General features: G+C 41.4%; 31 protein-coding genes. 28 read left to right on the forward strand and 3 right to left on the reverse strand.

Annotated elements, in window-relative coordinates; all coding sequences use genetic code 11:
* Positions 1-19 precede the first annotated feature (19 nt).
* From M3197_RS05420 to mtnN, 9 genes are all read left to right on the forward strand, one after another.
* Entirely contained in the window at positions 20-292 is a 273-nt protein-coding gene (locus tag M3197_RS05420) for an IreB family regulatory phosphoprotein (RefSeq protein ID WP_251659376.1), read from the forward strand.
* The gene (gene ruvX, locus M3197_RS05425) at positions 289-708 is read left to right on the forward strand and encodes a Holliday junction resolvase RuvX (protein WP_251659378.1); all 420 of its coding nucleotides are present in this window, start codon (positions 289-291) and stop codon (positions 706-708) included. The genes M3197_RS05420 and ruvX overlap by 4 nt, the downstream gene beginning before the upstream one ends.
* Before the next feature lie 9 nt (positions 709-717).
* A complete protein-coding gene (locus tag M3197_RS05430) occupies positions 718-1,014 on the forward strand; it encodes a DUF1292 domain-containing protein (RefSeq protein WP_191688052.1) in 297 nt (98 codons plus the stop codon).
* A gap of 113 nt (positions 1,015-1,127) precedes the next feature.
* The gene (gene mltG, locus M3197_RS05435) at positions 1,128-2,252 is read left to right on the forward strand and encodes an endolytic transglycosylase MltG (protein WP_251659380.1); all 1,125 of its coding nucleotides are present in this window, start codon (positions 1,128-1,130) and stop codon (positions 2,250-2,252) included.
* Positions 2,253-2,275: 23 nt separating this feature from the next.
* Positions 2,276-2,914, forward strand: coding sequence for an O-methyltransferase (locus tag M3197_RS05440; RefSeq protein ID WP_251659382.1), 639 nt, complete (start codon positions 2,276-2,278; stop codon positions 2,912-2,914).
* A gap of 33 nt (positions 2,915-2,947) precedes the next feature.
* Positions 2,948-3,586 (forward strand): uridine kinase, encoded by a 639-nt coding sequence (gene udk, locus M3197_RS05445; RefSeq protein ID WP_251659391.1) that lies wholly within the window; start codon positions 2,948-2,950, stop codon positions 3,584-3,586.
* 101 nt (positions 3,587-3,687) lie between these two features.
* Positions 3,688-4,161, forward strand: a complete 474-nt coding sequence (gene greA, locus M3197_RS05450; RefSeq protein WP_251659393.1) for a transcription elongation factor GreA — start codon at positions 3,688-3,690, stop codon at positions 4,159-4,161.
* 105 nt (positions 4,162-4,266) lie between these two features.
* Positions 4,267-4,980, forward strand: a complete 714-nt coding sequence (locus tag M3197_RS05455; protein WP_251659395.1) for a YrrS family protein — start codon at positions 4,267-4,269, stop codon at positions 4,978-4,980.
* Positions 4,981-5,008: 28 nt separating this feature from the next.
* Positions 5,009-5,701, forward strand: coding sequence for a 5'-methylthioadenosine/S-adenosylhomocysteine nucleosidase (mtnN, locus tag M3197_RS05460; RefSeq protein WP_251659397.1), 693 nt, complete (start codon positions 5,009-5,011; stop codon positions 5,699-5,701).
* Positions 5,702-5,916: 215 nt separating this feature from the next.
* Here the strand turns inward: mtnN and sigK are convergent, their stop codons facing one another.
* The gene (gene sigK / locus M3197_RS05465; RefSeq protein ID WP_251659399.1) at positions 5,917-6,621 is read right to left on the reverse strand and encodes an RNA polymerase sporulation sigma factor SigK; all 705 of its coding nucleotides are present in this window, start codon (positions 6,619-6,621) and stop codon (positions 5,917-5,919) included.
* Positions 6,622-6,799: 178 nt separating this feature from the next.
* Between sigK and M3197_RS05470 the strand changes: the two genes are divergently transcribed.
* The 11 genes from M3197_RS05470 (at position 6,800) to M3197_RS05520 (ending at position 15,421) form a co-directional block, all read left to right on the forward strand.
* Positions 6,800-7,315 (forward strand): YqeG family HAD IIIA-type phosphatase, encoded by a 516-nt coding sequence (locus M3197_RS05470; protein ID WP_251659401.1) that lies wholly within the window; start codon positions 6,800-6,802, stop codon positions 7,313-7,315.
* Positions 7,312-8,415: a ribosome biogenesis GTPase YqeH gene (gene yqeH, locus M3197_RS05475; protein WP_251660111.1), complete on the forward strand. Its 1,104-nt coding sequence runs from the start codon at positions 7,312-7,314 to the stop codon at positions 8,413-8,415. The genes M3197_RS05470 and yqeH overlap by 4 nt, the downstream gene beginning before the upstream one ends.
* 16 nt (positions 8,416-8,431) lie before the next feature.
* Positions 8,432-9,259, forward strand: a complete 828-nt coding sequence (gene aroE, locus M3197_RS05480; RefSeq protein ID WP_251659403.1) for a shikimate dehydrogenase — start codon at positions 8,432-8,434, stop codon at positions 9,257-9,259.
* Between the two features lies 1 nt (position 9,260).
* The gene (yhbY, locus tag M3197_RS05485; protein ID WP_251659411.1) at positions 9,261-9,551 is read left to right on the forward strand and encodes a ribosome assembly RNA-binding protein YhbY; all 291 of its coding nucleotides are present in this window, start codon (positions 9,261-9,263) and stop codon (positions 9,549-9,551) included.
* An 11-nt stretch (positions 9,552-9,562) separates the two neighbouring features.
* Entirely contained in the window at positions 9,563-10,135 is a 573-nt protein-coding gene (locus tag M3197_RS05490) for a nicotinate-nucleotide adenylyltransferase (protein WP_251659413.1), read from the forward strand.
* Positions 10,122-10,676, forward strand: coding sequence for a bis(5'-nucleosyl)-tetraphosphatase (symmetrical) YqeK (gene yqeK, locus M3197_RS05495; RefSeq protein ID WP_251659415.1), 555 nt, complete (start codon positions 10,122-10,124; stop codon positions 10,674-10,676). Before M3197_RS05490 ends, yqeK begins: the two co-directional genes overlap by 14 nt.
* 15 nt (positions 10,677-10,691) lie before the next feature.
* Positions 10,692-11,042 carry a ribosome silencing factor gene (rsfS, locus tag M3197_RS05500; protein ID WP_251659417.1) on the forward strand — a complete coding sequence of 117 codons (351 nt, stop codon included), beginning with the start codon at positions 10,692-10,694 and terminating at the stop codon, positions 11,040-11,042.
* Entirely contained in the window at positions 11,039-11,773 is a 735-nt protein-coding gene (locus M3197_RS05505) for a class I SAM-dependent DNA methyltransferase (RefSeq protein ID WP_251659419.1), read from the forward strand. The genes rsfS and M3197_RS05505 overlap by 4 nt, the downstream gene beginning before the upstream one ends.
* A 156-nt stretch (positions 11,774-11,929) precedes the next feature.
* Entirely contained in the window at positions 11,930-12,523 is a 594-nt protein-coding gene (locus M3197_RS05510; protein WP_251659422.1) for a helix-hairpin-helix domain-containing protein, read from the forward strand.
* Positions 12,524-12,563: 40 nt separating this feature from the next.
* Positions 12,564-13,127 (forward strand): ComE operon protein 2, encoded by a 564-nt coding sequence (locus tag M3197_RS05515; protein ID WP_251659423.1) that lies wholly within the window; start codon positions 12,564-12,566, stop codon positions 13,125-13,127.
* Positions 13,128-13,144: 17 nt separating this feature from the next.
* Entirely contained in the window at positions 13,145-15,421 is a 2,277-nt protein-coding gene (locus M3197_RS05520) for a DNA internalization-related competence protein ComEC/Rec2 (protein WP_251659424.1), read from the forward strand.
* A 52-nt stretch (positions 15,422-15,473) separates the two neighbouring features.
* On the opposite strand, the gene M3197_RS05525 is transcribed toward M3197_RS05520, so the two are convergent.
* Complete coding sequence (locus M3197_RS05525; protein ID WP_025784809.1) at positions 15,474-15,608, reverse strand: YqzM family protein; 135 nt, start codon at positions 15,606-15,608, stop codon at positions 15,474-15,476.
* 156 nt (positions 15,609-15,764) lie between these two features.
* Here M3197_RS05525 and holA point away from each other — a divergent pair, with 156 nt between their 5' ends.
* Positions 15,765-16,775, forward strand: a complete 1,011-nt coding sequence (gene holA, locus M3197_RS05530; RefSeq protein WP_251659425.1) for a DNA polymerase III subunit delta — start codon at positions 15,765-15,767, stop codon at positions 16,773-16,775.
* Between the two features lie 39 nt (positions 16,776-16,814).
* On the opposite strand, the gene rpsT is transcribed toward holA, so the two are convergent.
* A complete protein-coding gene (rpsT, locus tag M3197_RS05535) occupies positions 16,815-17,066 on the reverse strand; it encodes a 30S ribosomal protein S20 (RefSeq protein ID WP_025784807.1) in 252 nt (83 codons plus the stop codon).
* A gap of 196 nt (positions 17,067-17,262) precedes the next feature.
* Here rpsT and gpr point away from each other — a divergent pair, with 196 nt between their 5' ends.
* The 7 genes from gpr (at position 17,263) to dnaK (ending at position 25,968) form a co-directional block, all read left to right on the forward strand.
* A complete protein-coding gene (gene gpr, locus M3197_RS05540; RefSeq protein ID WP_251659426.1) occupies positions 17,263-18,306 on the forward strand; it encodes a GPR endopeptidase in 1,044 nt (347 codons plus the stop codon).
* 44 nt (positions 18,307-18,350) lie between these two features.
* Positions 18,351-19,148: a stage II sporulation protein P gene (spoIIP, locus tag M3197_RS05545; RefSeq protein WP_251659427.1), complete on the forward strand. Its 798-nt coding sequence runs from the start codon at positions 18,351-18,353 to the stop codon at positions 19,146-19,148.
* Between the two features lie 182 nt (positions 19,149-19,330).
* A complete protein-coding gene (lepA, locus tag M3197_RS05550; RefSeq protein ID WP_432813980.1) occupies positions 19,331-21,154 on the forward strand; it encodes a translation elongation factor 4 in 1,824 nt (607 codons plus the stop codon).
* A 69-nt stretch (positions 21,155-21,223) separates the two neighbouring features.
* Positions 21,224-22,357, forward strand: coding sequence for a radical SAM family heme chaperone HemW (gene hemW / locus M3197_RS05555; RefSeq protein ID WP_251659429.1), 1,134 nt, complete (start codon positions 21,224-21,226; stop codon positions 22,355-22,357).
* Between the two features lie 96 nt (positions 22,358-22,453).
* Positions 22,454-23,506, forward strand: a complete 1,053-nt coding sequence (gene hrcA / locus M3197_RS05560; protein ID WP_251660113.1) for a heat-inducible transcriptional repressor HrcA — start codon at positions 22,454-22,456, stop codon at positions 23,504-23,506.
* Positions 23,503-24,093, forward strand: a complete 591-nt coding sequence (gene grpE / locus M3197_RS05565) for a nucleotide exchange factor GrpE (RefSeq protein WP_251659430.1) — start codon at positions 23,503-23,505, stop codon at positions 24,091-24,093. Before hrcA ends, grpE begins: the two co-directional genes overlap by 4 nt.
* A 48-nt stretch (positions 24,094-24,141) precedes the next feature.
* Positions 24,142-25,968, forward strand: a complete 1,827-nt coding sequence (gene dnaK, locus M3197_RS05570) for a molecular chaperone DnaK (RefSeq protein ID WP_251659431.1) — start codon at positions 24,142-24,144, stop codon at positions 25,966-25,968.
* The last annotated feature ends 78 nt before the right edge of the window (positions 25,969-26,046 follow it).

The raw sequence follows: 26,046 nt of genomic DNA on the forward strand, positions 1-26,046 counted from the left end.
TGAAAGCGGGGTGTCGATTGTGAATTCATATGACAAAACGATGAAGTTCAATTTTCCTGAGGAATCGATGGAGCAAGAGGTCAAACAGGTGATGCTCCACGTGTACAAGTCATTAGAGGAAAAAGGATACAACCCCATTAACCAGCTTGTTGGCTACTTGCTCTCAGGCGATCCTGCTTATATCCCACGCCATGAGGACGCACGTAATATGGTTCGTAAATTGGAACGGGATGAAATTTTGGAGGAACTCGTGAAGTTCTATATCCGTGAAAACGGAGGCAGTAAGAAGTGAGAGCGATGGGCTTAGATGTAGGAACTAAAACAGTTGGCGTCGCAATTAGCGATGCCATGGGTTGGACAGCTCAAGGCATTGAAACAGTTCAAATTGACGAAGAATCGGGTAATTTAGGCATGAAACGCATTAAAGAGCTTGTTAAAGAGTATAACGTCAGTTCTTTTGTTGTCGGTCATCCTAAAAACATGAATAATTCGATTGGTCCTCGAGCAGAGGCTTCTGAAAGATATGCCCAGTTGCTAGAAGAAAAATTTAATATGCCTGCAATCCTTTGGGATGAACGGATGACTACAATGGCTGCAGAACGGATGTTAATTGAAGCGGACGTTAGTCGTAAGAAACGAAAGACTGTCATCGATAAAATGGCAGCAGTCATGATTCTTCAAGGATATCTTGACTCAAAAACTACATGAGGTGATCAAATGGAACACGGTATGGAAACAATGACAATTGTAGACGAAAAAGGACAAGAACATGTATGTGAAGTGATTTTTACATTTGAATCAGAAGACTACGGCAAATCATACGTGCTTTATCACGTACTTGGCGATGAGCCTGAAAACGACGATGAAGAAATTGAAATCTTTGCTTCAAGCTTTGTCCCTTCAGAAGATGGTGAAGATGGAGATTTAATGCCAGTTGAGTCTGATGAAGAGTGGGAAATGATCGAAGAAGTTTTCGGTACTTTCTTGGATGAGCAAGACGAAGACGAAGAGTAAGCCATATGCGCACGTACGGAACGGTGCACACCGTTCCGTTTTTTTCATTGCAAACGAATGGTAGCGTTAAAGCAGCTGGCCAGTGATACAACAAGAAAGAGGTGACCTTCCATATGGCGAAGGGTTCAAAAAAGGAAGTAATGTTTGAACGTATGCAAGAACAGAAAAAAGAAGTTAAAGTCATACGCAAAATTGTTTTTTGGATCGCAATTGCATTGATTCTACTTGTTGCGGTGGGTGGGTTCTTCACGTATCGATACATAAAAAGTGCACTTGAGCCGATGGACGCCGATTCTGAAAAAACGGTGGAAGTGGAAGTTCCTATTGGTTCAGGGCTAGATACGATTTCTCAGATTCTTGAGGATAAAGGTCTTATTAAAAATGCGAAAATCTTCAAGTATTATGCCAAAGTGAACAACGAATCAGACTTTCAAGCAGGAACTTATGGGTTGTCTACTTCTATGACGCCAGACGAACTTTTAAAAAGTTTAAAGACAGGAAAAGTTTATCGTACACCTGTATTTACAATGACGATTCCTGAAGGTCTGACGGTCGAGCAAATAGGTGAACGGGTAGCAGCAAAAACAACTGTAACAAAAGATGAGTTCATTTCCTATATTGATTCCGACGAGACGATTACCAATTTACAAGCTTTATATCCAGAGGTTATTACGGATGAAGTGAAAAATGAAAACATTCGTCATCCGTTGGAAGGTTATCTTTTCCCAGCCACCTATCCATTTTACGAGGAAGAGCCTACCGTGCAGACAGTAGTAGAGACGATGATTGACGGAACGAAAGCAAATGTTACACCTTATTTAGCTTCACTAGAGGAAAACAAGAAATCAGTCCACTGGTTACTTACGTTTGCCTCATTATTAGAACGTGAAGCAACAGCCCAAGCGGATCGCCAAACAATCGCAAGTGTCTTTTATAATCGTCTGGAAGAGGGAATGCCTCTACAAACGGATCCAACTGTCTTATATTCTCTAGGAGAACATAAAGATAAAGTCTCTCTCAAAGATTTAGAAGTAAAGAATGCGTATAATACCTATCAGAACAAAGGTCTACCACCAGGTCCAATTGCAGCTCCAGGGGCGGAATCGATCGAAGCGGTAATAGACCCTTCCGATACTTCTTATTTTTATTTTCTGGCAGATAAAACTGGGAAAAATCACTTCGCTAAAACGTACGATGAGCACTTGAAGTTGAAAGCGGAGTATATAGATGGCAAGTAAAAAAGCAGGATGGAGTTTGTATAATGACAAATTATGAAACGTACCGGTTACACTTCGAAAAGGAAGTGGATCCAATTGTTCAGGAAATGGAGAAAGATGCTGAAGAGCATTTTGTACCTATCATGGAACGCAGTGGAATTGATACGTTTATCGGCTTGTTAAGTATTCAAAAGCCGCGTACCTTGCTGGAAATTGGAAGTGCTATTGGCTATTCAGCGATTCGTCTCGCACAAGCGAATCCTGTATTGCATATTTCCACTATTGAGAGAGACGAAGAACGTCATGCAAAAGCAGTTCACTACATCAATCGCGCCAAGCTGAATGACAGGATTACCTTGTTTAAGGATGATGCACTGACGTTCGATACAGATTTGCTTCCATTTGAATACTTTGATGCGTGTTTCATCGATGCAGCTAAAGGGCAGTACAAACGCTTCTTTGAAAAGTATGAACCACTTGTCAAGGCAGGTGGTGTCATTTACTGTGATAATATGTTTATGCACGGAATGGTATTTTTAGAGGATCAGGAAGTGCCAAAACGCAATCGCACGATGATTCGGAATTTAAAAGCATTTACAGAGTGGATTATGGATAATCCTGCGTATGAAACTTCCTTACTTCCTGTAGGAGACGGAATTTTAATCGCTCGTAAAAACTTATAAAGTTGCACCAGCTACAGAGGAGGAATTAGGAAGATGGGAACGCAAAAACCCTTAATTATTGGTATCGCAGGGGGCTCTGGCTCAGGAAAAACTAGTGTAACAAAGAAGATTCATCAAGTTTTTCAAGATCATTCTGTTGTCGTTATTGAACAAGACTTTTACTATAAAGATCAGTCACACTTAGATTTTGAAGAGCGACTTTTGACCAATTACGATCATCCACTCGCTTTCGATACGGATTTGTTAATTAATGATTTAGAAAAACTTCTTATTCGTCAGTCGATTAACAAGCCAGTATACGACTATGCATTGCATACACGTTCAAGTGAAACAATTGAGATTGAACCTAATGATGTGATTATCTTAGAAGGTATCTTGATTTTGGAAGATAAACGGTTAAGAAATCTCATGGACATTAAATTATTTGTCGACACGGACGCGGACTTGAGGATAATTAGAAGAATTCTGCGTGATATCAACGATCGAGGTAGAACAATTGAGTCTGTCATAGATCAGTACATGAGTGTCGTTCGCCCCATGCACAATCAGTTCATAGAACCGACAAAGCGCTATGCAGACATAATCATCCCTGAAGGCGGGCAAAACGAAGTTGCAATTGACCTAATGGTAACGAAAATAAAAACAATTCTTGATTCTGGTAATGATATGTAATATGATATTGTCAGATATTCATATAATAAACACTATGTCGCATACCTTTCTTTGAGGTGCGACATATTATTTTGATGATTTGTAAATTGAGGAGTGAGGAAATGGTTTCTGAAAAAAAATACCCAATGACTATTTCAGGTAAACAGAAATTAGAAGATGAACTTGAATTTCTTAAAACAGTAAAACGTAAAGAAGTTGTAGAACGTATTAAAATTGCGCGTAGTTACGGAGATTTGTCTGAGAACTCCGAGTACGATTCTGCGAAGGAAGACCAAGCTTTCATAGAAGGTAAAATTTCATCGCTTGAATCTATGATCCGCAATTCTGTTATCATATCAGAAGATACTCGCACTGAGGAAGCGCAACTAGGTAGCACAGTAACGTTTAAGGAAATCCCTGGCGGGGAAGTTGAAACGTATACGATTGTAGGATCTGCTGAAGCTGACCCATTAGAAGGCTTGATTTCCAATGATTCACCTATCGCCAAAGGAATTCTTGGTCGTAAAAAAGGTGATCAAGTGAAAATCATAACACCGGGTGGCGAAATGCAAGTTGAAATCACAGAAGTGAAGTAACATAGAGAAGCCGCCTTCAAAATAAAGGCGGCTTTTTTTGTGAAACATCACGCATGCAGAAACGTCCAATCGTTAGAAGCGTGGAACTAAGGGAGATGATTTCAAGTGAGTGAACAAAAACCGGAATATTCAAGGGTGCGTCGGAAACGACAAAACAATAAAGGGAATAAGATGTTAAATTGGATGATTGCCATTGTTGTTTTGTTAATTGTCCTCGTGGGAGTGAAAATACTTTCAAGTGACAGTACACCAGAAGACAAAGAAGTAGCTATAACTGAAACAACCCCTGAAGATGAAACGAGTGGTACAGAAAATAGTACTGATGAAACTGATGATGGGGAAAAAGAAAAGGATTCAGATCAGACTGCAGATGGCGATGACTCGTCTAAAGAAGGAATTGCCAATGACGAATCCGACGATAGCGAACAGAGTGAGGATTCATCAAAAAAGAATGATACTGAAAAAGAAGGCACTGTTACCTATACAGCTAGTGAAGACGCCGTCGTGGACGAAACAGTTTCAAATGCCTCTTGGGAGCCTGTAGGAACGTCACAGTCAGGTAATCACGTATCGCAGTATGATGGTTCATCAGTAGACTGGCAGGAGAAAAAGAAGGCGCTAGCGTATGCAACAGGGATGGCTGAAAACGATATGATTTTCTTGAAGATAAAAAATGGGGGGAGTCCTCAAAAGTCAATTGGGATCGTCTCATCAAAAGATAAATCAAAAAAATATAGAGTCTATTTGGAGTGGGTTGACGGCAAAGGTTGGAAACCGACGCAAATGGACGTTTTGAACACACTCGATTTTAACTACTAATAGGTAATGCCAGATAGGGGATATAACGATGAAAGTTGGAATTATCGGAGCAATGGAAGAGGAAGTTACCATTCTCAAAAATCAGTTACAGTCAGCTCGTCAAACGGTTATCGCTGGTTATGAATTTAGCGAAGGGACGCTTGGTGGCCGTGAAGTCGTACTCGTAAAAAGTGGTATTGGTAAAGTAAACGCTGCTGTAGCAACGACTTTACTCCTGCAACTATTTAAGCCTGATGCGGTATTGAACACAGGATCTGCAGGAGGTATAGGTGAAAACCTAGAAGTCGGAACAGTTGTGTTATCGAAGGATGTTACGCATCACGATGTAGATGTAACTGCTTTTGGATACGCACTCGGACAAGTGCCGGGCGGTCCAGTCACATACATGGCTGATGACAAGCTACTTCAAGTTGCGGCAAAAGCAGTTGAAGAGATTGGGAAGCATGCGCACGCATCTGGACTTATCGCTTCAGGAGATGTGTTCATGAGTGATCCGACACGGGTGTATAATGTGAAGCAACAATTTCCAGAGCTAATTGCTGCAGAGATGGAAGCTGCTGCAGTTGCACAGGTGTGTCACGAATTTCAAGTGCCTTTTGTTGTAATTAGAGCGCTCTCGGATATTGCTGGGAAAGAATCTTCCTTGTCATTCGATGAATTTCTACCTGCGGCGGCACAACATTCTTCAGTAGTTGTGCTTGAAGTCATCTCGAAACTTTAATCCATTCGTGGTAAACTAGATATTAAGAAGTAAAACCTAATTCATGGAGCGAGGAGGAACTCGTATGTTATTTCTAATGTTGGGTGCATTTATTGTCACAGCTGCTCTTACAGGCGTGATCTATTTTGAAGTGAAAGCTGATTGAAGATAATCAGTGTAGACGTCTCCAGCGAGGGTACGAATGCTGGAGACGTTTTTTAATTTGAAATCCAAGGTTACTTGGAGTCTTGTTCACGTTTGAACAACTGATACAACTTGACAATTGCTCTTTTTTCAATTCTAGACACATAACTTCTTGAAATTTGTAGTTCATCTGCAATTTCTTTTTGTGTCATTGGTTGGTCGTTTAGAAGACCAAAACGTTTTTGGATGATTTCAAGTTCTCGACCTTCCAAATTATGAAGATGTCGGTAAAGCCGTTCTTTTCGTTCATTCATTTCGGCATGATCGTGGGGAGATTCTTCGTCTGTTTGGAGTAAATCTGCTATTTCTAATGATTGCCCCTCACTATCTGTGCCAATGGGTTCGTTCAAAGAGATATCTTTTTGAGTCTTTTTCTGTGTTCTTAGAAACATTAATATTTCATTCTCAATACATCGTGCTGCGTACGTTGCAAGCTTGGTTTTACGATCTGGAGTGAAGCTTGCAATTGCTTTCATGAGGCCAATTGTTCCGATTGAAATGTAGTCGTCAAGCTGTTCGTGTTTAGGATGGAACTTCTTAACAATGTGTGCAACGAGCCTCATATTGCGCTCGATCAGTTCATCACGGGCGTCTTCATCTCCTTGTGCTAGACGTTCGAGACATTCGGCTTCTTCCTCTTTTGAGAGTGGGCGTTTAAATGCCTGCCCTCGGATGTACCCTAAAACTGCAGGAATCTCGAGCCAAAATTGTACTAGCGCCATAACAAAGCCGCTCAAATGAACCACCTCCTCTGTCGTTGTCTGACATCCTATGCGGGTAAAAGATGGCGTATCACCGCTGATTTTGGCGGACAGGCAGTTTTTACAAGCATGACTGCCTTAGTTTGGTCTGCAAGTATTATCGCTTAGGTATGGTATAATAAGTGCGAATTAGCACAGTAATGGAGTGGATAGGATGTACAGTTATTTCTTGCCGGATCAATATGTAAAGGATGTTTATCAACTTTCACCTACTGATTTTATAAATAGAGGCATCAAAGGAATTATTACTGATCTCGACAATACATTGGTCGCTTGGGATCGACCGGATGCAACACCCGAAATTGCTACATGGATAAAAGAAATGCAGGATGCCGGTCTGCAAGTAACGATTTTATCGAATAATAATGAGCTGCGTGTAAAAGCTTTCAGTGAGCCAATTGAAACGCCTTTCATCTTTTCAGCGAGGAAACCACTTTCAAGGGCGTTCAGGAAAGCGCTCGACCAGATGGGACTGCAAAAAGAGGAAGTCGTGATGATTGGAGATCAGGTAATGACCGACATCCTTGGAGGCAACAGGTTCGGACTACAAACGATTCTCGTTGTTCCAGTGGCAAGTTCTGATGGTTTCATGACAAAATTCAATCGTCAATTGGAACGTCGTATTTTGAAAACGTTGAAACGAAAAGGAATGATTTCGTGGGAGGAATAGATTTGGAACTCACTTGCATTGGATGCGGTATTGGCATTCAAACAGAAAACCCCAAAAAAGAAGGATATGCACCACCCGCTTCGCTTGAAAAGGAAGAGGTAATTTGTCAGCGTTGTTTCCGTTTAAGAAACTATAATGAGTTGCAGCCAGTTTCATTATCTGGGGATGACTTTCTCGCTATTTTAAATGGTATCGGGGATCGAAAAGGTCTTGTTGTCCTCGTTGTGGACATCTTTGACTTTAATGGCAGCTGGATTCATGGTTTACAACGCTTTGTCGGTAAAAAAGATATTGTGTTGATCGGAAACAAGGCAGACGTATTGCCAAAATCGGTGAATCGTAACAAACTGATTAACTGGATGAAAGAGCAATCTGCCAAACTTGGACTAAAACCTGTTGAAGTCATGCTGGTTTCTGCGGTTAAAGGACAAGGCGTTCCTGAAGCGCTCGAACGAATTGATGAATTACGTAAAGGTCAAGACGTATATGTGGTAGGTTGCACAAACGTTGGAAAGTCGACTTTTATAAACCGAATCATTAAGCAAGCTACAGGAACAGGAGAAGTCATTACAACTTCACATTTTCCAGGAACCACGTTAGATCTTGTTGAGATTCCTTTGGATGACGGCAAAGCAATTTATGATACTCCTGGAATCATTAACAATCATCAAATGGCACATTATTTAGATCCGAGCGAACTAAAAGCGATCACTCCCAAAAAGGAAATCAAGCCAAAGATTTTCCAATTGAATGCAGAACAAACACTTTTCGTTGGTGGTTTAGCTCGATTTGACTTTATAAAGGGAGAGCGTTCTTCATTTAACGTACACGCTTCAAATGCACTTCCGCTTCACAGGACGAAGCTTGAAAATGCGGAGGCGTTATATGAAACACATCTCGGAGACATGCTCTCACCGCCTGGGCCAGAATCGCTAGAACGTTTCCCTAAATTAGTTCGTCATGAGTTTTCAATTAAAAAAGCAAAGACGGACATAGTCATTTCGGGTCTAGGTTGGATTACAGTTCAGCATGCAAATGTATTGGTTGCTGTTCATGCACCTCGTGGTGTAGACGTGGTCTTACGCCCGTCATTAATCTAACAGAGGGGGACTCAATGTGAAAAAATGGTTTGCAGTCATTGGAGATCCAATTGCACAATCGATGTCACCCGGTATGCATGATCACTGGTTTAAGGAGAACGGTATTGATGCTACCTATATTCCTGTCCATGCGAAAACCGAGGAGCTACCTTCTGTAATTACAAGTCTACAATTATTAGGATGTAGTGGTTGGAATGTGACGGTTCCACATAAAAGTGATATACTCCCTTTCCTAGGAAGTGTTGATGAGGCTGCCTCTCATATGGCAGCAGTTAATACGGTAGTAACCGGGGAAAACGGATGGCTAGTTGGATCTAATACAGACGGAAGTGGATTCGTCAGGGCATTAGAAGAAAAGTACGGTAGTGGGCGGAAAAGAGATGAGATTTTAATTATAGGTGCCGGAGGGGCGGCGAAGGGAATCGCCTTTGCATTACGTAGCGCTGGATATGGCACGATTACCTTTACCAATCGGACATTAAAAAATGCTGCCGAAATAAGTAAACGATTAGCCAATTCAACTTATTTAACGATTGCTGAAGCGGAAAAGCAGCTTGCCCGTTTTGGCATCATTATACAAACCACTTCTGTTGGAATGGTATTTTCCTCTGAGGGAATGCCTCTAGATCCTTCTAATGTGAAACCGGGGACTGCAGCCATTGATATTATTTATAATCCTCTTGAAACCGAATTTTTAGCAACTGCTCGCAACAAAGGAGCGGAAACAGCAAATGGGATAGGTATGTTTGTCCACCAAGGAGCACTCGCTTTTGAGGAATGGACAGGCATTCGCCCAGACACTGTTGGAATGATGAAACGACTAACACAACAATTGGAGGATTAACATGTTAACAAGTAAACAAAAGAGTTTCTTACGTAGTGAAGCACATCACTTACAACCTATTTTTCAAATCGGTAAAAGTGGGTTGACGGACGCAATTATAAAACAAATTGAGGAAGCGCTTGAAGCGAGAGAACTTATCAAAGTGTCTGTTCTACAAAACTGTGAACAAGACAAAGAGGAAATTGCTGAAGTACTTTCTGAACAACCCGGTTTGGAAGTTGTACAAATTATCGGTAAAACGATTGTTCTTTACAAGGAATCGACAGAAAAGAAAAAGATTGTATTACCATAAGGAGTGGCGGAATGCGGAAAATCGGTATTCTTGGCGGTACTTTTAACCCACCCCATATCGGGCATCTCATAATGGCGAGTGAAGTTCGCGAAGCCCTTGAATTGGATGAAGTAAGACTGATGCCAACAGCAATCCCTCCACATAAGCAGCTTTCCGATACTGCTACCCCTATTCAACGTCTTGAAATGGCAACGTTAGCGGTGACAGGAAATGAGTACCTCAGCACTTGTGATGAGGAAGTGCATTTTGGAGGCGTTTCTTATACGTTCAATACGATGCAGAGATTGCTCGCTAAGGAACCTGATACAATGTTTTATTTTATTATCGGGGGAGATATGATCGATTCTTTGCATACGTGGTACAAGATTGACGAGTTGGTCAAGATGGTTCATTTTGTTGGTGTTAGAAGACCGGGCACTGTGAGCATTACTGATTATCCGATTCGATATATTGATTCACCTTTGATTGATATGTCCTCGACTCTCCTTAGGGCTAAATATGCACAGCATAAAACAACTGCGTATCTCGTACCGAAATCTGTAGATCGCTACATTCGTCAGGAGGGCTTATATGGAGCCTGGTAACCTCATTCAGGAATTGCAGCAACGGATGCCCCTTCAGCGTTTTCAGCACGTCCTACGAGTAACGGAAACAGCTAAATCCCTTGCCCGGATGCATGGCGAGTCAATAGAAGCTGCAGAAACTGCTGCACTGCTTCATGATGTTGCCAAGTTTATGGATGCAGAAGAAATGCGTAAGCTTTTACTCGCAAAGGGTGTAGGCCCATTGGTTTTTGAATTTCATAAAGAGCTTTGGCATGCTCCAGCGGGTGCTATCATTGCTCTTGAGGAATTCAAAGTTCAAGATGAAGACATTCTAAATGCGATTCGTTTTCATACGACTGGCAGAGCTGCGATGTCGAAATTAGAAATGATTATATATATTGCAGACATGATCGAGCCTGGAAGAAACTATCCTGGTGTAGAGGAATTACGGCTAAGTGCAGAAGGTCCGTTAAAACAAGCGATGCGTACATGTATTATACACAGCGTTACACACTTAATTGGAAAACAGGTCCCAGTATACCCAGACTCCATTGAGTGCTACAATTATTTTGTGAAGTGAAAGGGAAGTGAAACAATGCCAACATTATTAGAAGTAACATTTAAAGCAGCAGACGATAAACGTGCAGAAGACATTGTCGTCCTCAATATGGAAGGCGTATCTTTGATAGCAGATCAGTTTGTGATCTGTCATGCAAATTCCGAACGTCAAGTTCAAGCGATTGCTCGCGAAATTGCTGACAAAGCTTCTGAAGAAAACTATGAGGTGAAACGTATCGAAGGTATGGAATCAGGTCGATGGGTTCTCGTTGACCTAGGAGACGTTGTCGCTCATATTTTCCATAAGGATGAGCGTGGTTTCTATAACTTGGAAAGACTTTGGGGCGATGCACCAATGATTGAAATTGGAGAAGACTCCGTTCAATGATGTATGCTCAATTTGCGTCTGTATACGATGAGCTGATGTTAGATATTCCATATCCAGCATACGTTGACTTAGTCGATACAGCGCTACATGGTTTATCAGGTAAAAAGATCCTGGATGTCGCTTGCGGCACCGGGTTTCTTTCCGTTCTACTTGCTGAAAAAGGAGCGGACGTCACGGGAATTGATCTATCGGAAGAAATGCTTGCTGTTGCTGCATCTCGCGCGAACGAGCGTTTTCCATCTATGGAATTTTCACAACAAGCAATGCAGCATTTGAATGTGCCTGGCCAATATGATGCTGCGGTAATTCCAATTGATTCATTGAATTATTTAGAAGATGAACTTGAAGTGAGTCAAACGTTTAAAGGAATCCACGATGCGCTTCTTCCAGGTGGATTATTACTGTTTGATGTGCATTCAACGTTCAAAACGGATGAGCTATTCATGGAGAGTCCATTTACGTATGTTAGCAATACTATTTCATACATATGGGAAACTGAAGAAGGAGAAGAACCTCATTCTGTCCATTCAAACCTTGCTTTTTTTGTGCGTGAAGAAGATGGTCGGTATACTCGTTTTGACGAAGTTCATTACCAACGGACTTTTCCAATCATGAAATACGTTGAATTACTTGAGCAAACAGGTTTCTCTGTAGAACGAATTTTTGCAGATTGGTCCGATGAAGCACCGGCAGTAGAAAGTGAGAGAATATTTTTTCAAGTCCGTAAATAACAGTACCGCTTCATGAACGGATGCGTTATAGTAGAGAGGTCTCCATTAGCTAGCAACTTTTAGAAAGGATGACTAACTCTGTTTTCTAAACTAATCTTTGGGAAATGGCGGAAAGTCACCACTCCTCTTGCAATAGCGGCGGTCATCTCAGTATTTTTGTTCTTTCCCCGAGAACAAAGAGATGGCGAGCATCTTCCTGATAAAAGTTTGTACGATTCACTTGAGGTAACTTCTGAAACTCCACTTGAAGGGACTCCTGTAAATGAGAAGATTGACCTGGTTGCTGATCCTGCACCTCAAACACCTGAACTGATTATTGTAGATGTGAAGGGTGCAGTTATTCATCCTAACGTATACACGTTACAAGAAGGGCAACGTCTGATTGATGCTATTACAGCTGCGGGTGGATACACATCTGACGCAGACAGTCGACTGTTGAATCATGCACAGCGATTAACGGATGAAGCAGTGATTTACGTTCCGCTTATCGGAGAAGAACCTCCAGTTTTTGAAAATTCGACTAGTGGTTCAGACGAAATGGACGAGCCGGATACCGCATTGGTCAATATTAATACTGCTGATGAGACCGAATTGATGACGCTTACAGGAATTGGTCCTGCTAAAGCGTCTGCAATTGTGAAATACCGAACTGAACAAGGTGCTTTTCAAACAATCGAAGAGTTAAAAGATATTTCAGGTATCGGACAAAAGACCTTTGATGCGCTGTCCGATTTAATAACTGTTAATTAAAGGATTATGAAGAATGTAGTAAAAGTTTGGAGGCGACCATATGGATAGAATTACATGGGAACAATTTTTTATGGCGCAATGCAGCCTGCTTGCTGTCCGGAGTACATGTACACGGTTAGCAGTAGGGGCGGTCATTGTCCGAGATAATCGAATCATCGCTGGTGGTTATAACGGCTCGGTTTCTGGAGGAGATCATTGCATTGACAAAGGATGCTACGTCGTTGACAATCATTGCATTCGCACAATCCACGCAGAAATGAACGCCCTGTTACAATGTGGGAAGTATGGAATTCCGGCTGCGGGCTCTACGTTGTATGTGACACATTTTCCATGTTTGCAATGCTCAAAGGCAATTATACAAGCGGGTATTTCTAAGGTCTACTACGGCACGGATTACCGCAATAATGATTATGCAATTGAATTGTTTAAACATGCAGGTATTGATGTAGAGCATATTCCATTTGATGGGCGTACCATAGATTTTGAGAAAGCTTCAAAAGAGAAATTGTTTAACGATATGTTGAACTCGATGCAACAATCCAATGTTCCTGAAGACGACCTGAAAAGTTTTTCGGAACGTGCACAAGAATTATTTGGAAATTAGTTCCTAGAACCCGCTTGATGTACTGGACAATTTCGGTAGCCGTATCAGCTATGGCTGCATACGGTATTACTGAATTGTTATGGCTTAACCTTCTTCTACTTCCCCTTATATTGACAAGTAAAAAAGATATCCCCAATTTAATTATTCTGCTTGCAGTAAGTTCAATTTCCTATTGCTACTTCCTAAATTATCTATCTACACACACGCCGAAACAGACCGAGGAGACAATAATACGCTCTATGCAATGGAGTGATACCGTCAAAATTGACGGAGGTAAATTAAAAGGTTTTGCGAAAGATTCAGAGGGCACCCCTTATTACGTTACGTACACCATTGAAAGTGAAGAAGAAAAAAATCGTTTACTGGAAACCCCTTTATCAGGTAGGAGAATTTCTGTGCAAGGTACACTTGAGCTACCTGAACCACCAGCCCATGAGTTTTCATTTGATATGGCCACATACCTTCGAATGAATGGTGCTACCTATCTATTTCGAGCAACGGAAATGACTTTACACGGAAAAGTAATTCGACCTTCGACTCGGTTAACAGAGAGGCGTACTGCAGTTAAAACGCATATCCAAAACACGTTTCCCGCTTCTTTGCAAATCGAAGCCGAGGCATTATTAATTGGCGATAGGAGTGGCATGGACACTGAACTATCCTCCGAATATAGAACCTTAGGAATTACCCATTTGTTTGCAATCTCAGGACTTCATGTCGGTTTATTAACGGTCATGCTGCGCATAGTAGCCAAACGAATGCGACTGAGGATCGAGACGACTGATACCCTACTACTATTCCTGTTGCCTTGCTATGCGCTATTGGCAGGGGGTGCACCTTCTGTATGGCGTGCAGTATCCGTTACGATGCTGTTGCTATTATCAGCATCCGGAAAGTTGAAATTGAAAATGGACGATGCGTTGGCGTTGAGTGCATTAGGTTTTATATTTCTAAAGCCATATGTTTTGTTTCAACCTGGATTTCAGTTATCTTACATGGCTGCCTTCTCGTTGCTATATTCAGCGCGTTATTTACAGAAGCAACAATCGGTTCTTATAATTTCTGCCAGTGTGACCGCGATAACACAACTTGCGCTTGCACCCATTTTATTGGTTCACTTCTATGAGTTATCACTTTCATCCTTCCTCGTGAATTTAGTATACGTTCCTTTATACTCACTTGTAATTCTTCCAAGTAACATTGTTCTACTCATCGTTTCGTTACTTTCCCAAACAGTTGCTGCACCACTGTTTTTCATATATGAACCTTTCCGTAATTCCATCGCAACCGTAACTAGTTGGTTGGCAGGTTTACCTTGCCAAGTGTGGACTGCCGGTAAGCCGAGCGCAGTATGGTTAGTATGGATGATTGTAAGTATAGCCTGTGCCTTTATAGTGATTGAACGATGGAATAGGAAGCTGATAGCACTTATCATTGTTCTCATTCCGGCTCTACTTTTCCAAGTCAAACCGTATTTAGATCCGACTACGTATATTTCTTTTTTGGATGTGGGTCAAGGAGATAGTATAGTCATCGAACTAGGGTATAGAAAAGGGGTATATGTTATTGATGCTGGTGGAACAGTATCTATTGGTCCTCCTACATGGAAAACTCCAGATAACCAGTTTGAAGTAGGTAGGCAAATTGTCGTTCCGTATTTAAAAGGGAAAGGGATTCATACGATTGATAAGTTGATCATTTCCCACGCGCATGACGATCATATGGAAGGTGCGGATGAAGTACTCCAAGAACTAAGGGTAAAGGAAGTACATGCTCCGGTTGGAAGTTTGACAGAAAAGAATATGATTCCATTATTAAGAGAAGCGAAGCGTGGAAATACTCGCATCGCAACCATGCAGGCGGGGGAAGGGTGGAAGACTGCTCAAACAGAATTTACGTATGTATCGCCATTCGATGAAAAGTACTCACATAATGACAGTTCACTCGTATTACTGATGAAAAATGAATTTGGATACTTGTTGTTCACCGGTGATTTAGAAATGGAGGGAGAACGCAAACTCATTAATAAATACGGCCAAACAGAACTTTCCCCGCTTATTTTGAAAGTTGGTCATCACGGAAGCAAAACATCGACTACTCAAGATTTCTTAAATTTCTTACAACCGGAAATGGCAGTGATTTCGGTTGGCCGTCGTAATCGGTATGGACACCCACATGACGAAGTAATTGAGCGACTCTTCGAACAAAAAGTGAAGTTATTTTCAACAGCAGAGCATGGAACGATCATCTTACAGATGGACGGGGACGTATTGAAACCATCTATTACAAGATAAAAAAGAAAGACTCCGAGTAGTGGAGTCTTTCCCTAGTTTGACTATTGTCTGATCAGCGCGCAGCGACTTCGACAATCGTAGCAATTACCCAAATTAAAGAGAAACCTACGAAAGATACAATGAAGCCAACACCTGAGTCAAGAAGATCATTACGTTTGGACTGGACGTCCTTTTCGAATTCGTTCATTGCTACACCTCCTGATTCAACTTCAAGTATAGAACAAAGGGACTTAAAAATCCATAGTAAAACGGAGATATGGCAATTGCGTTTCAATTTGTCACAAATTCTCCATACACAACATCTGTCATGTATACTTAGAAGTAGTGAATGAGGTGAATGAAAATGGTATCAGCAGCGTGGAAAGAAATTGGGAAAAATCCTGAACAACCAATTTACTTACTCACAGGTACAGAGTTGTATTTGTTACAACAAACTTTGTCTAAAATTATTTCTGGAACGCCTGGCATAGAGCAACAAGACGTCATGTATTTCGATTTGGAGGAAACATCAGTCGATCGAGTCATTGAAGAGGCGGATACGCTACCTTTCTTACAAGATCGAAAAGTGATTGTCGCTAAAAATGCGTCATTCTTAAAGGCTAAGGAACGTGGGAAAGAGAAAATCGAGCACCCCATAGACCAATTTGAGGCATGGCTGGAAAATCCCTCTCCAACAGCTACAGTGATTTTTACCGCACCTTACGAGAAGTTGGACACTCGGAAAAAAATCACAAAAAAGATGATGTCCAAAGCCGTGGTCATTGAAGCGAATAAGTTGACTGGAAGTGACCTAACGGTTTGGGTACAACAAAATGCGACTTCGTTTGGAATTAGTATGGACCGTGGAATAGCTGACTACCTTGTTGAAACAACAGGTGAAAATATGATGCAGCTTTCTAAGGAACTTGAAAAAATCGCAGCTTTTTTAGAGGAATCGGGGAATGTGACAGAAGAAGTTATCGATCTCTTAGTACCCAGGTCCCCTGAAACAGAGATTTTCAGGTTAACGGATACGTATATTTCTGGAAATCGCGCACAAACATTAGCGGTATATCATGATTTGTTGAGAAGTGGAGAAGAACCGATTGCGATGACTTCGTTAATCGCTGGACAAGTTCGACTGATGTTACACGTAGGAACCCTTAAAAGAAAAGGGTACCATCAACAACAAATCGCCAGCACCCTTAATGTACATCCATATCGTGTGAAATTAGTTATGAATAATCGAAATAGTCCTTCGGAACAACGGTTGTTGCGGGTTTTGGATAAGCTAGCTTCTATCGATTTGAAACTAAAATCCACATCTGGTAGCCGTGAAAGGGTCCTCGAACTCTTTTTCATGGAAAAGTTGTAACAAAAAAAGCTGTCCGTCATTGACGGACAGCTTTAAAAATTACAAAGCTTTTTTTGTAAGACGTGCTTTTTGACGTGCAGCTGTGTTTTTATGGATAAGGCCTTTACCGGCAGCAGTGTCCAATGATTTAATAGCAGCGCGCTTCAATTCCTCTGCATTGTCAGCTTTGTTGTCAATTGCAACATCAGCTTTACGCAAAGCAGAACGCATTGCAGACTTTGTGCGTGAGTTTTGTTCATTAATCGCGTTGCTTTGCTTAACGCGTTTGATTGCACCTTTAATGTTTGGCATTTCATTCACCTCCAGAAATCAGGTAAGAAGAGTGTTTCCACGATCTCTCGGATATCTCTTTATAACAAAAATAATTTTATCAAATTCACACCGTTTATGCAACAACAAAACGCACACATGGGGAATCTCCTGTCAAAAAAACAACAAAGCATAAAAAGTAACTATCGCGTACACACTTATAATAGAGGTGATGGTCATGGAAAACTACGACTTTTACAGGACGGATTTAGTCGTTGAGAGTGAAGAAATGGTGAGACACCAAACTTCCGAGGAAAAAGAAAAACTTGATGAGTCAGCGGGTATTCTGTTCACTGAAGACAAAAAGGGAAGAACAATCCTGACGACCGTTGTTGTGGATGAAGAAGGCGAAAAACGAATTGGGAAGAAAAAAGGAACATATATTACATTAACAGATCCACTGTTACATGCAGATGATAACGTTGGATTAACGAAATTAGCAAAATCGATGACGCAACAACTAAAAAAATTGACTGAACCTTTAAATCTCAAGGAAGATAGTAAGATTTTGTTTATCGGACTTGGAAACAAGGATGTGACACCAGATGCAGTAGGCCCGCTCACAATGGAGCGGCTCAACACAGTTGTTCCGGATTACTATAAAGATGAGGGAGCAGATGTATATGTGTATTCACCCGGAGTTACGATTCAAACGGGTTTAGAGACAGCTGACTTCATTAAAGCGGTTGTCGACGTCGTGAATCCGGATTTACTCATTGTCATTGATGCACTTGCTGCACGTGATAGTTCGAGGTTGTGTAGGACGATTCAACTTACCGATACCGGGATTCACCCAGGCTCAGGTGTGGGTAATAGCCGTAAAGAAGTGTCTCAGGAATCATTGGGAATTCCAGTTGTAGCAATCGGAATCCCAACCGTGGTAGATGGTCCCGTGCTGATTGCGGATGCAATTGACACGTTATTTGGATATATGGCGGCTAAAATTGAGGAAGAAAGCAAACCTTCTTCGAGGCTTTCTGTCACGCCGTGGCTCCATTCTGATACCAAAAATGCAGATCGAAAAAGTTTAATTCCTGTATTTGGGGACTGGGCATCTTGGCCACACGAAGAGCGCGTTCAATTATTTGAAGAAGTTCTGTCGAATCATCAGTTGAAGACGTTCATCTCACCTAAAGAAATTGATAGCTGGGTGCAACATTATTCGTTAGCATTATCGAATTCCCTTGAATCTTGGATACGGAGTGTAAAACAGAGTTCTTGATGGGCTTCCCCCCGCATATAGTAGCTGAGACGGGGGGATGACTGTTGAAAAAGACACTAAAAATCTGGACTCTAGCTGTATTCATCTTATTTCTATTTCCAATCTTGCTCCAATTGCTTCCCGCAAAACAATCGGACAGTTCCTCAGTGATGCTAAAACAAAAAGCATACATTGTTTACGCATCCAATGTATTGGAAGCACCTAAACCATCAAGCGACAAGAAGGTATTAATCCATTTTACGCATTCTGAAGAAGCGTATGAGCCAATCACACTCGCTGCAAATGGAAAAGTTGCTGTCTCTCACAAAACAGAAAACATCACAAAACTGGGAGATAAACTGCAACTGCAGTTTGCTGCATACGGTGTGGAAGCTGACTTGTTACCAGTGGATATTCAAAAAGTAATGGCAAAAAAGAGTATTCCATACCACCGTTCCTACAAAACAATTCGTCCCTATTTGCAACAAACGCTCGCAGATAAAACCTATGACATAGTATTGGATATACATCGGGATGCCTTGGGTGCGGACAAAACAACGGTTTCTGTGGATGGGGAGAGGTATGCAAAAGTAGCATTTGTCATCGGGAAAGAACATAAGAATTATACCCAAAATTATGAAGTAGCGAAGCGGTTGAATAAAGAAATGGAAGCTCGGGTACCTGGCATTACGCGTAATATTATTGTAAAAGGTGGACCGGGAGTGGATGGTAAGTACAATCAGGATCTTCATCCGGGATTCGTTTTAGTGGAACTTGGTGGCATCGGGAATAATGAAGAGGAACTAAATCGAACGGTTGCTGTCATTGCCGAAGCGGCCGCTTCAATATTTGCGGAAGAATAAGAGGAAGTAAAAAATAGTGAGTTACCAGACTCAGTGTTTGAAGAAAGGAGGAGCGGATACTGCTTCTCTTTTTTTGTTTGAAAAGAAAAACACATTTAATCTATAGTAAAAAGGAAATGTGTAACACCCCTGCTCGGTTTCTGCTATAATTCATACTAGCCGAATTAGGAGTGAGAATTATGATGAATCATCAACAGAAATTAGACCGACAGAAAAATATACGCAACTTTTCAATTATAGCTCATATCGATCACGGGAAATCTACGCTCGCAGATCGAATACTTGAAAAAACCGAAACCATTACTGCTCGTGAAATGAAATCACAAACGTTGGATTCAATGGATCTCGAAAGGGAACGTGGGATCACGATTAAATTGAATGCAGTACAGATTTCTTATACTGCAAAGAGTGGTGAAGAGTACACGTTCCATTTAATCGATACTCCAGGGCACGTCGATTTCACGTACGAGGTGTCTCGAAGTCTTGCAGCGTGCGAGGGTGCGATACTCGTAGTGGATGCAGCACAGGGAATTGAAGCACAAACCTTAGCAAACGTTTACTTAGCGTTAGATAATGATCTTGAAATCTTACCTGTAATCAATAAGATTGACCTGCCAGCGGCGGATCCAGAGCGTGTGAAAGACGAAATCGAAAATGTAATCGGCATCGATGCATCAGAAGCAGTCTTGGCATCAGCAAAAGCAGGAATCGGGATTGAAGAAATCTTGGAACAAATCGTTGAAAAAGTTCCGGCTCCAACAGGAGATCCAAGTGCCCCACTAAAGGCATTGATATTCGACTCCCATTATGATCAGTACAAAGGTGTCATCGTTAACATCCGAATCATGGAAGGCACCGTTAAACCAGGAGATACAATTCGCATGATGGCAACTGGGAAAGAATTTGAAGTTGTCGATCTGGGTGTTTTCACTCCAAAAATCTCACCACGGGATGAATTGACAGTTGGGGATGTTGGTTATTTGTCAGCTGCTATTAAAACAGTAGGGGATACGCGCGTTGGAGATACGATAACACTTGCTGAAAACCCTGCTGAGGAGGCATTGGAAGGGTACCGTAAGATGAATCCAATGGTATTCTGCGGCTTATATCCGATAGATACTTCCAAGTATAATGATTTAAGAGAAGCGCTCGAGAAGCTTGAACTTAACGACTCTGCTTTGGAATACGAAGCGGAAACTTCTCAAGCTCTCGGTTTCGGATATCGTTGTGGCTTCTTAGGGCTTCTCCACATGGAAATCATTCAAGAACGGATTGAGAGAGAATTCAATATCGACTTAATCACAACGGCACCAAGCGTAATTTACAATGTCGTCTTGACGGATGGTAGTGAAATGAAAGTCGACAATCCGTCAATGATGCCGGATGCACAAAAAACGGAATACGTGGAAGAGCCTTACGTTAAAGCATCTATCATGGTGCCAAACGATTATGTTGGTGCTGTTATGGAGCTTTGTCAGAAAAAACGAGGTAATTTCCTTACAATGGACTATATGGATTCTTCCCGTGTTAACATTTTGTATGAACTACCACTAGCGGAGATTGTTTATGACTTCTTTGATCAGTTAAAATCGGGTACTAAAGGATATGCATCCTTAGATTATGAATTAATCGGTTATAAGAAATCCAAACTCAATAAGATGGACATCTTATTGAATGGCGAGACTGTCGATGCGCTTAGCTTTATCGTTCATCGTGATTTCGCATACGATCGTGGGAAAGCGATTGTTGAGAAGTTGAGATCCTTGATCCCGCGTCAGCAATTCGAAGTTCCAGTACAAGCTGCAATCGGACAGAAAATCATTGCACGGTCAACGATTAAGTCAATGGGTAAAAATGTACTTGCGAAATGTTATGGTGGAGATATTTCACGTAAAAGAAAACTTCTTGAAAAGCAAAAAGAAGGTAAGAAGAAGATGAAACAAGTAGGATCTGTAGAAGTGCCACAAGAAGCTTTCATGGCAGTACTACGTATGGACGAAGAGTAATTGGAATAAGCTGCATGAGCAGAGGGCATATAGCCCTCTGTTTGGCGTTTACAGGAGGGAAAGCAACTAATGAGAGGTATTTACATCCACATCCCATTCTGCCACCAAATCTGCCACTATTGTGATTTTAACAAAGTGTTTTTTGAGAACCAACCAGTGGACGAATACATTGAGACGATAGATAAAGAATTGTCGTTATTAAAACAAAGCGGAGCCGATTTCACAAAAGTTGAAACTGTTTTCTTTGGAGGTGGAACTCCAACTGCGTTAACAGCAAAACAGCTAGAGCGACTCCTTGAAATTGTGCATAGCTATATAAATGTCGATGCTTTATCGGAATTTTCAACAGAAGCAAATCCCGATGAGTTAACCATGGATAAACTGAATGTGTTAAAAAATGGTCACATGAAACGGTTAAGTTTAGGAGTTCAATCATTTGATGCGGACCTACTGAAAAAAATTGGGCGTTCTCACAGTCCTAAGCAAGCAATTGACGTTGTCAACAACGCCCGACGCGCAGGTTTTGAAAACATCAGCATTGATATGATTTATGCGTTGCCAGGACAAACACAAGCTCAATGGAAAGATACGCTAGACCAAGCACTTGCGCTTGAGCTACCACATTACTCGGGGTACTCGCTAATCGTTGAACCTAAGACAGTTTTTTATAACTTGATGAATAAAGGACGACTTCCGTTACCAGGGGAAGATGAAGAGACGGTTATGTTTGCTGAACTTATCGATAGGATGGAGCGCGCAGGAAGAGCACAGTATGAAATCAGTAACTTTGCAATTCCTGGCAGTGAGTCAATTCACAACATGATCTATTGGGAAAACGATGAATATGCTGGAATCGGGGCAGGAGCTCATGGCTATCTTAATGGTGTTCGTTATGCAAACATCGCACCGCTAAAACGGTACATGGATCATGTGGAAACTGGTGCGTTGCCGAGAAAAGAAGAGAATACAGTGACTCTTCAAGAAAGCATGGAAGAAGAAATGTTTCTCGGACTTCGAAAAACAAAAGGAGTTTCTATCCAACACTTCGCTGAAAAATTCGGAATTCCAATGGATGAAAAGTACGGTACAGTCATCCAGAATCTCATACAAAAAGATTTACTTGAACTCCATGAGAAGCGAATCCGCCTAACGCGAAACGGAATTTTTAAAGGAAACGAAGCCTTTCAACAATTTCTTGGATGAAACAAGACTCAAATGTTTGACACTATCTTTGTCATTTGATAAATTATGAGTAGTATTAGCACTCGTTTAAAAGGAGTGCTAACAGGAGTGATGATTATGTTGACAAACAGGCAATTGCTAATCTTGCAACTGACGGTTAACGACTTCATCGAATCCGCTCAGCCAGTGGGCTCCCGGCAACTTTCCAAAAAGGAGGAAGCTCCTTTTAGTCCGGCGACCATCCGAAATGAGATGGCGGATCTTGAAGAAATGGGATTTCTTGAGAAAACCCATACATCTTCCGGAAGGGTTCCTTCTGAAAAAGGATATCGATTTTACGTCGACCACTTGCTGACACCTCAAAAGCTAAAAATGGAGGACAACCTTCAATTACGTTCAATCTTTCAGGAAAAAGTCCTGGAAGCGGAAGTACTCATCAGGAATTCAGCATCTATTCTCTCGGAACTGACGAACTATACAACTGTCTTACTAGGGCCAGATACAACGGCTCATAAAGTAAAACGGTTTTCAATAGTTCCCTTATCAGAATCGAAAGCAGTTGCCATTATGGTAACGAATAGCGGCAGAGTAGAGAATCATGTATTCGATGCAACTGACGGATTATCGCCTTCAGATATTGAGAAAATGGTCAATCTCTTGAATGAGCGACTTGTTGGAACTCCGCTCTCTGAAATTCCGCGTAAACTAGCGACAGAATCGAAACTGTTGTTTGAACGGCATGTCAAAAATGCGGGTACAATTCTTACTTCCATTCAAGACGCCATGGCAGGTAAAACAGAGGAACGCCTATTTTACAGCGGTCAGATGAACATGATGAAACAACCAGAATTTAATGATGTTCAAAAAGTTAAGACGTTTTTAGAAGCAATTGAGCATGGAATGCCGCTCACATTGTTCAAAAATGATCTCGCAGGCATCCAAGTACGTATCGGTTCAGAAAATAATGAGCAAACATTAGATGATTTTAGTGTCATAACGACGGCCTATGCAGTTGGTACGGATATGACTGGCTCGATTGCAATCATTGGGCCGAAACGTATGGATTATGGCAGAGTGATTACATTGCTAGATATTTTAAGTGATGATCTTTCTACTGCACTTGCAAGACTCACGATTGAGGGAAGAACAGATAGGAGGAACGAATCATGACAGAAAAAGGCCAAACATCTGAAGAGATGGAAACTGAAATTTCTGAACAACAGGATGAAGCAGTAACTGCTGATACAGTTCAAGATGAAGCAGTTGAAGTGGAAGAACAAGTGACACTAACAGAAGAAGAACTAAAAGATGCTGAAATCGAAGAACTGAAGGCAAAGCTGCAGGACGAAGAGAACAGACGCTTACGAGTTTTAGCGGATTTGGATAATGCTCGCAGAAGAGCTACGCTAGATAAAGAAGCATTGCAAAAGTACCGTTCACAAGAGGTATTGACAAACCTTGTACCGGTATTGGATAACTTCGAGCGTGGACTTTCTGTTAAAGTAGAAAGCGACGATGCCAAGTCATTACTTACTGGAATGGAAATGGTATACCGTAGTTTGGAAGAAGCCTTGAAGTCATCAGGATTAACTGAGATTGAAGCAGCTGGTATCGAATTCGATCCGAATTACCATCAAGCCGTCATGACAGATTCAGATGAGAATTTCCCATCGGGATCGGTGCTTGAAGTATTGCAGAAAGGGTATACGTTGAAAGATCGTGTACTTCGCCCTGCAATGGTTAAAGTGAACGAATAACTATTCTACTAAAAACTTTGATGAACCAAAATTAGGAGGAATTTAGACATGAGTAAAATTATCGGTATTGACTTAGGAACAACAAACTCAGTAGTGGCAGTATATGAAGGAGGAGAGGCAAAAGTTATTCCGAATCCGGAAGGCAACCGTACAACTCCTTCAGTTGTTGCGTTTAAAAATGGAGAACGACAAATCGGTGAAGTTGCTAAACGTCAATCGATTACAAATCCGAACACAATCATGTCCGTTAAACGTCACATGGGTACAGATTACAAAGAAAAAGTGGAAGACAAAGAATATTCACCACAAGAGATTTCGGCAATGATTCTTCAATATATGAAAGGTTATGCAGAAGAATATCTTGGTGAAAAAGTAACGAAAGCAGTAGTTACTGTTCCTGCTTACTTTAACGACGCACAACGTCAAGCAACAAAAGACGCTGGTAAAATTGCTGGACTTGAGGTCGAGCGTATTATCAACGAGCCAACGGCAGCAGCACTTGCATATGGGTTGGATAAAACGGATGAGGACCAAACAATTCTAGTTTATGACCTTGGTGGAGGTACGTTCGACGTTTCCATCCTTGAACTTGGTGATGGCGTATTCCAAGTACGTTCAACAGCTGGAGATAACAAACTAGGTGGAGATGATTTCGACGATGTGATTATCGAATACCTAGTGCAGGAATTCCGTAAAGAAAACGGTATTGACCTCTCTAAAGACAAGATGGCAATGCAACGTTTAAAAGACGCTGCGGAAAAAGCGAAAAAAGATTTGTCAGGTGTTACAAACACACAAATTTCACTACCTTTCATCACAGCAGGAGAAGCTGGACCACTTCACTTGGAAGTTTCGATGTCTCGTACTAAGTTTGACGAACTCACGGCTTCACTAGTAGAACGTTCTATGATTCCAACTCGACAAGCGATTAAAGACGCGGATCTTTCACCATCAGATCTAGATCGCGTTATCTTGGTTGGTGGTTCTACTCGAATTCCAGCAGTACAAGAAGCAATCAAAAAGGAAACTGGAAAAGAACCATTCAAAGGCGTTAACCCAGACGAAGTAGTAGCAATGGGTGCTGCTGTACAAGGTTCAATTCTTACAGGAGACGTTAAAGACGTAGTATTGCTTGACGTCACTCCATTATCTCTTGGTATTGAAACAATGGGTAGCGTATTCACAAAACTAATTGACCGAAATACAACGATTCCAACAAGTAAATCACAAGTGTTCTCAACTGCTGCTGATAACCAGCCAGCTGTAGACATCCACGTCCTTCAAGGTGAGCGTGCGATGGCAACTGACAACAAAACACTTGGACGTTTCCAATTGACAGATATCCCACCAGCTCCACGTGGTGTACCTCAAATCGAAGTAACATTCGATATTGACAAAAACGGTATTGTTACAGTTAAAGCTAAGGATATGGGGACACAAAAAGAACAAAATATTACAATTCAGTCTAGTTCAGGTCTTTCTGACGATGAAATCGATCGCATGGTAAAAGACGCAGAAGCTCACGCTGAAGAGGATAAGAAGCAAAAAGAAGAAGCAGACCTTCGTAACGAAGCAGACCAACTCGTATTCATGTCTGAGAAGACGTTGAAAGACTTGGAAGGCAAAGTGTCTGAAGAAGAAGTGAAGAGCGTTGAAGAAGCGAAAGATGCTTTGAAAGCTGCAATCGAAGCGAATAACCTCGAAGAGATGAAAGAAAAGAAAGATGCTCTTGAAGCGGTTGTACAACAAATGACTATGAAAATGTATGAGCAAGCACAAGCTGAAGCGAACGCTCAAGGCGAAAACACAACGGGTACAGATGATGGTGTTGTAGACGCTGATTTCTCTGAAGTAGAAGATGACAAGAAAAACTAAATCAATAACTGATTGACGGAAAAGTCAAAGTCCGATATTCCGGCTTTGGCTTTTTCGTTTGTTACCAAACTTACTCAA

This window comes from Sporosarcina aquimarina (assembly GCF_023715615.1).
Taxonomy (GTDB): Bacteria; Bacillota; Bacilli; order Bacillales_A; family Planococcaceae; genus Sporosarcina; species Sporosarcina aquimarina_A.

Bases quoted from the DNA above. Each gene is read 5' to 3' on its own strand.
- M3197_RS05430 (WP_191688052.1), top strand. From the start codon at position 718: ATGGAACACGGTATGGAAACAATGACAATTGTAGACGAAAAAGGACAA.
- mltG (WP_251659380.1), top strand. From the start codon at position 1,128: ATGGCGAAGGGTTCAAAAAAGGAAGTAATGTTTGAACGTATGCAAGAA.
- M3197_RS05440 (WP_251659382.1), top strand. From the start codon at position 2,276: ATGACAAATTATGAAACGTACCGGTTACACTTCGAAAAGGAAGTGGAT.
- udk (WP_251659391.1), top strand. From the start codon at position 2,948: ATGGGAACGCAAAAACCCTTAATTATTGGTATCGCAGGGGGCTCTGGC.
- greA (WP_251659393.1), top strand. From the start codon at position 3,688: ATGGTTTCTGAAAAAAAATACCCAATGACTATTTCAGGTAAACAGAAA.
- mtnN (WP_251659397.1), top strand. From the start codon at position 5,009: ATGAAAGTTGGAATTATCGGAGCAATGGAAGAGGAAGTTACCATTCTC.
- M3197_RS05470 (WP_251659401.1), top strand. From the start codon at position 6,800: ATGTACAGTTATTTCTTGCCGGATCAATATGTAAAGGATGTTTATCAA.
- yhbY (WP_251659411.1), top strand. From the start codon at position 9,261: ATGTTAACAAGTAAACAAAAGAGTTTCTTACGTAGTGAAGCACATCAC.
- M3197_RS05490 (WP_251659413.1), top strand. From the start codon at position 9,563: ATGCGGAAAATCGGTATTCTTGGCGGTACTTTTAACCCACCCCATATC.
- yqeK (WP_251659415.1), top strand. From the start codon at position 10,122: ATGGAGCCTGGTAACCTCATTCAGGAATTGCAGCAACGGATGCCCCTT.
- rsfS (WP_251659417.1), top strand. From the start codon at position 10,692: ATGCCAACATTATTAGAAGTAACATTTAAAGCAGCAGACGATAAACGT.
- M3197_RS05505 (WP_251659419.1), top strand. From the start codon at position 11,039: ATGATGTATGCTCAATTTGCGTCTGTATACGATGAGCTGATGTTAGAT.
- M3197_RS05515 (WP_251659423.1), top strand. From the start codon at position 12,564: ATGGATAGAATTACATGGGAACAATTTTTTATGGCGCAATGCAGCCTG.
- M3197_RS05520 (WP_251659424.1), top strand. From the start codon at position 13,145: ATGTACTGGACAATTTCGGTAGCCGTATCAGCTATGGCTGCATACGGT.
- M3197_RS05525 (WP_025784809.1), bottom strand. From the start codon at position 15,608: ATGAACGAATTCGAAAAGGACGTCCAGTCCAAACGTAATGATCTTCTT.
- holA (WP_251659425.1), top strand. From the start codon at position 15,765: ATGGTATCAGCAGCGTGGAAAGAAATTGGGAAAAATCCTGAACAACCA.
- rpsT (WP_025784807.1), bottom strand. From the start codon at position 17,066: ATGCCAAACATTAAAGGTGCAATCAAACGCGTTAAGCAAAGCAACGCG.
- gpr (WP_251659426.1), top strand. From the start codon at position 17,263: ATGGAAAACTACGACTTTTACAGGACGGATTTAGTCGTTGAGAGTGAA.
- lepA (WP_432813980.1), top strand. From the start codon at position 19,331: ATGAATCATCAACAGAAATTAGACCGACAGAAAAATATACGCAACTTT.
- hemW (WP_251659429.1), top strand. From the start codon at position 21,224: ATGAGAGGTATTTACATCCACATCCCATTCTGCCACCAAATCTGCCAC.
- hrcA (WP_251660113.1), top strand. From the start codon at position 22,454: ATGTTGACAAACAGGCAATTGCTAATCTTGCAACTGACGGTTAACGAC.
- grpE (WP_251659430.1), top strand. From the start codon at position 23,503: ATGACAGAAAAAGGCCAAACATCTGAAGAGATGGAAACTGAAATTTCT.
- dnaK (WP_251659431.1), top strand. From the start codon at position 24,142: ATGAGTAAAATTATCGGTATTGACTTAGGAACAACAAACTCAGTAGTG.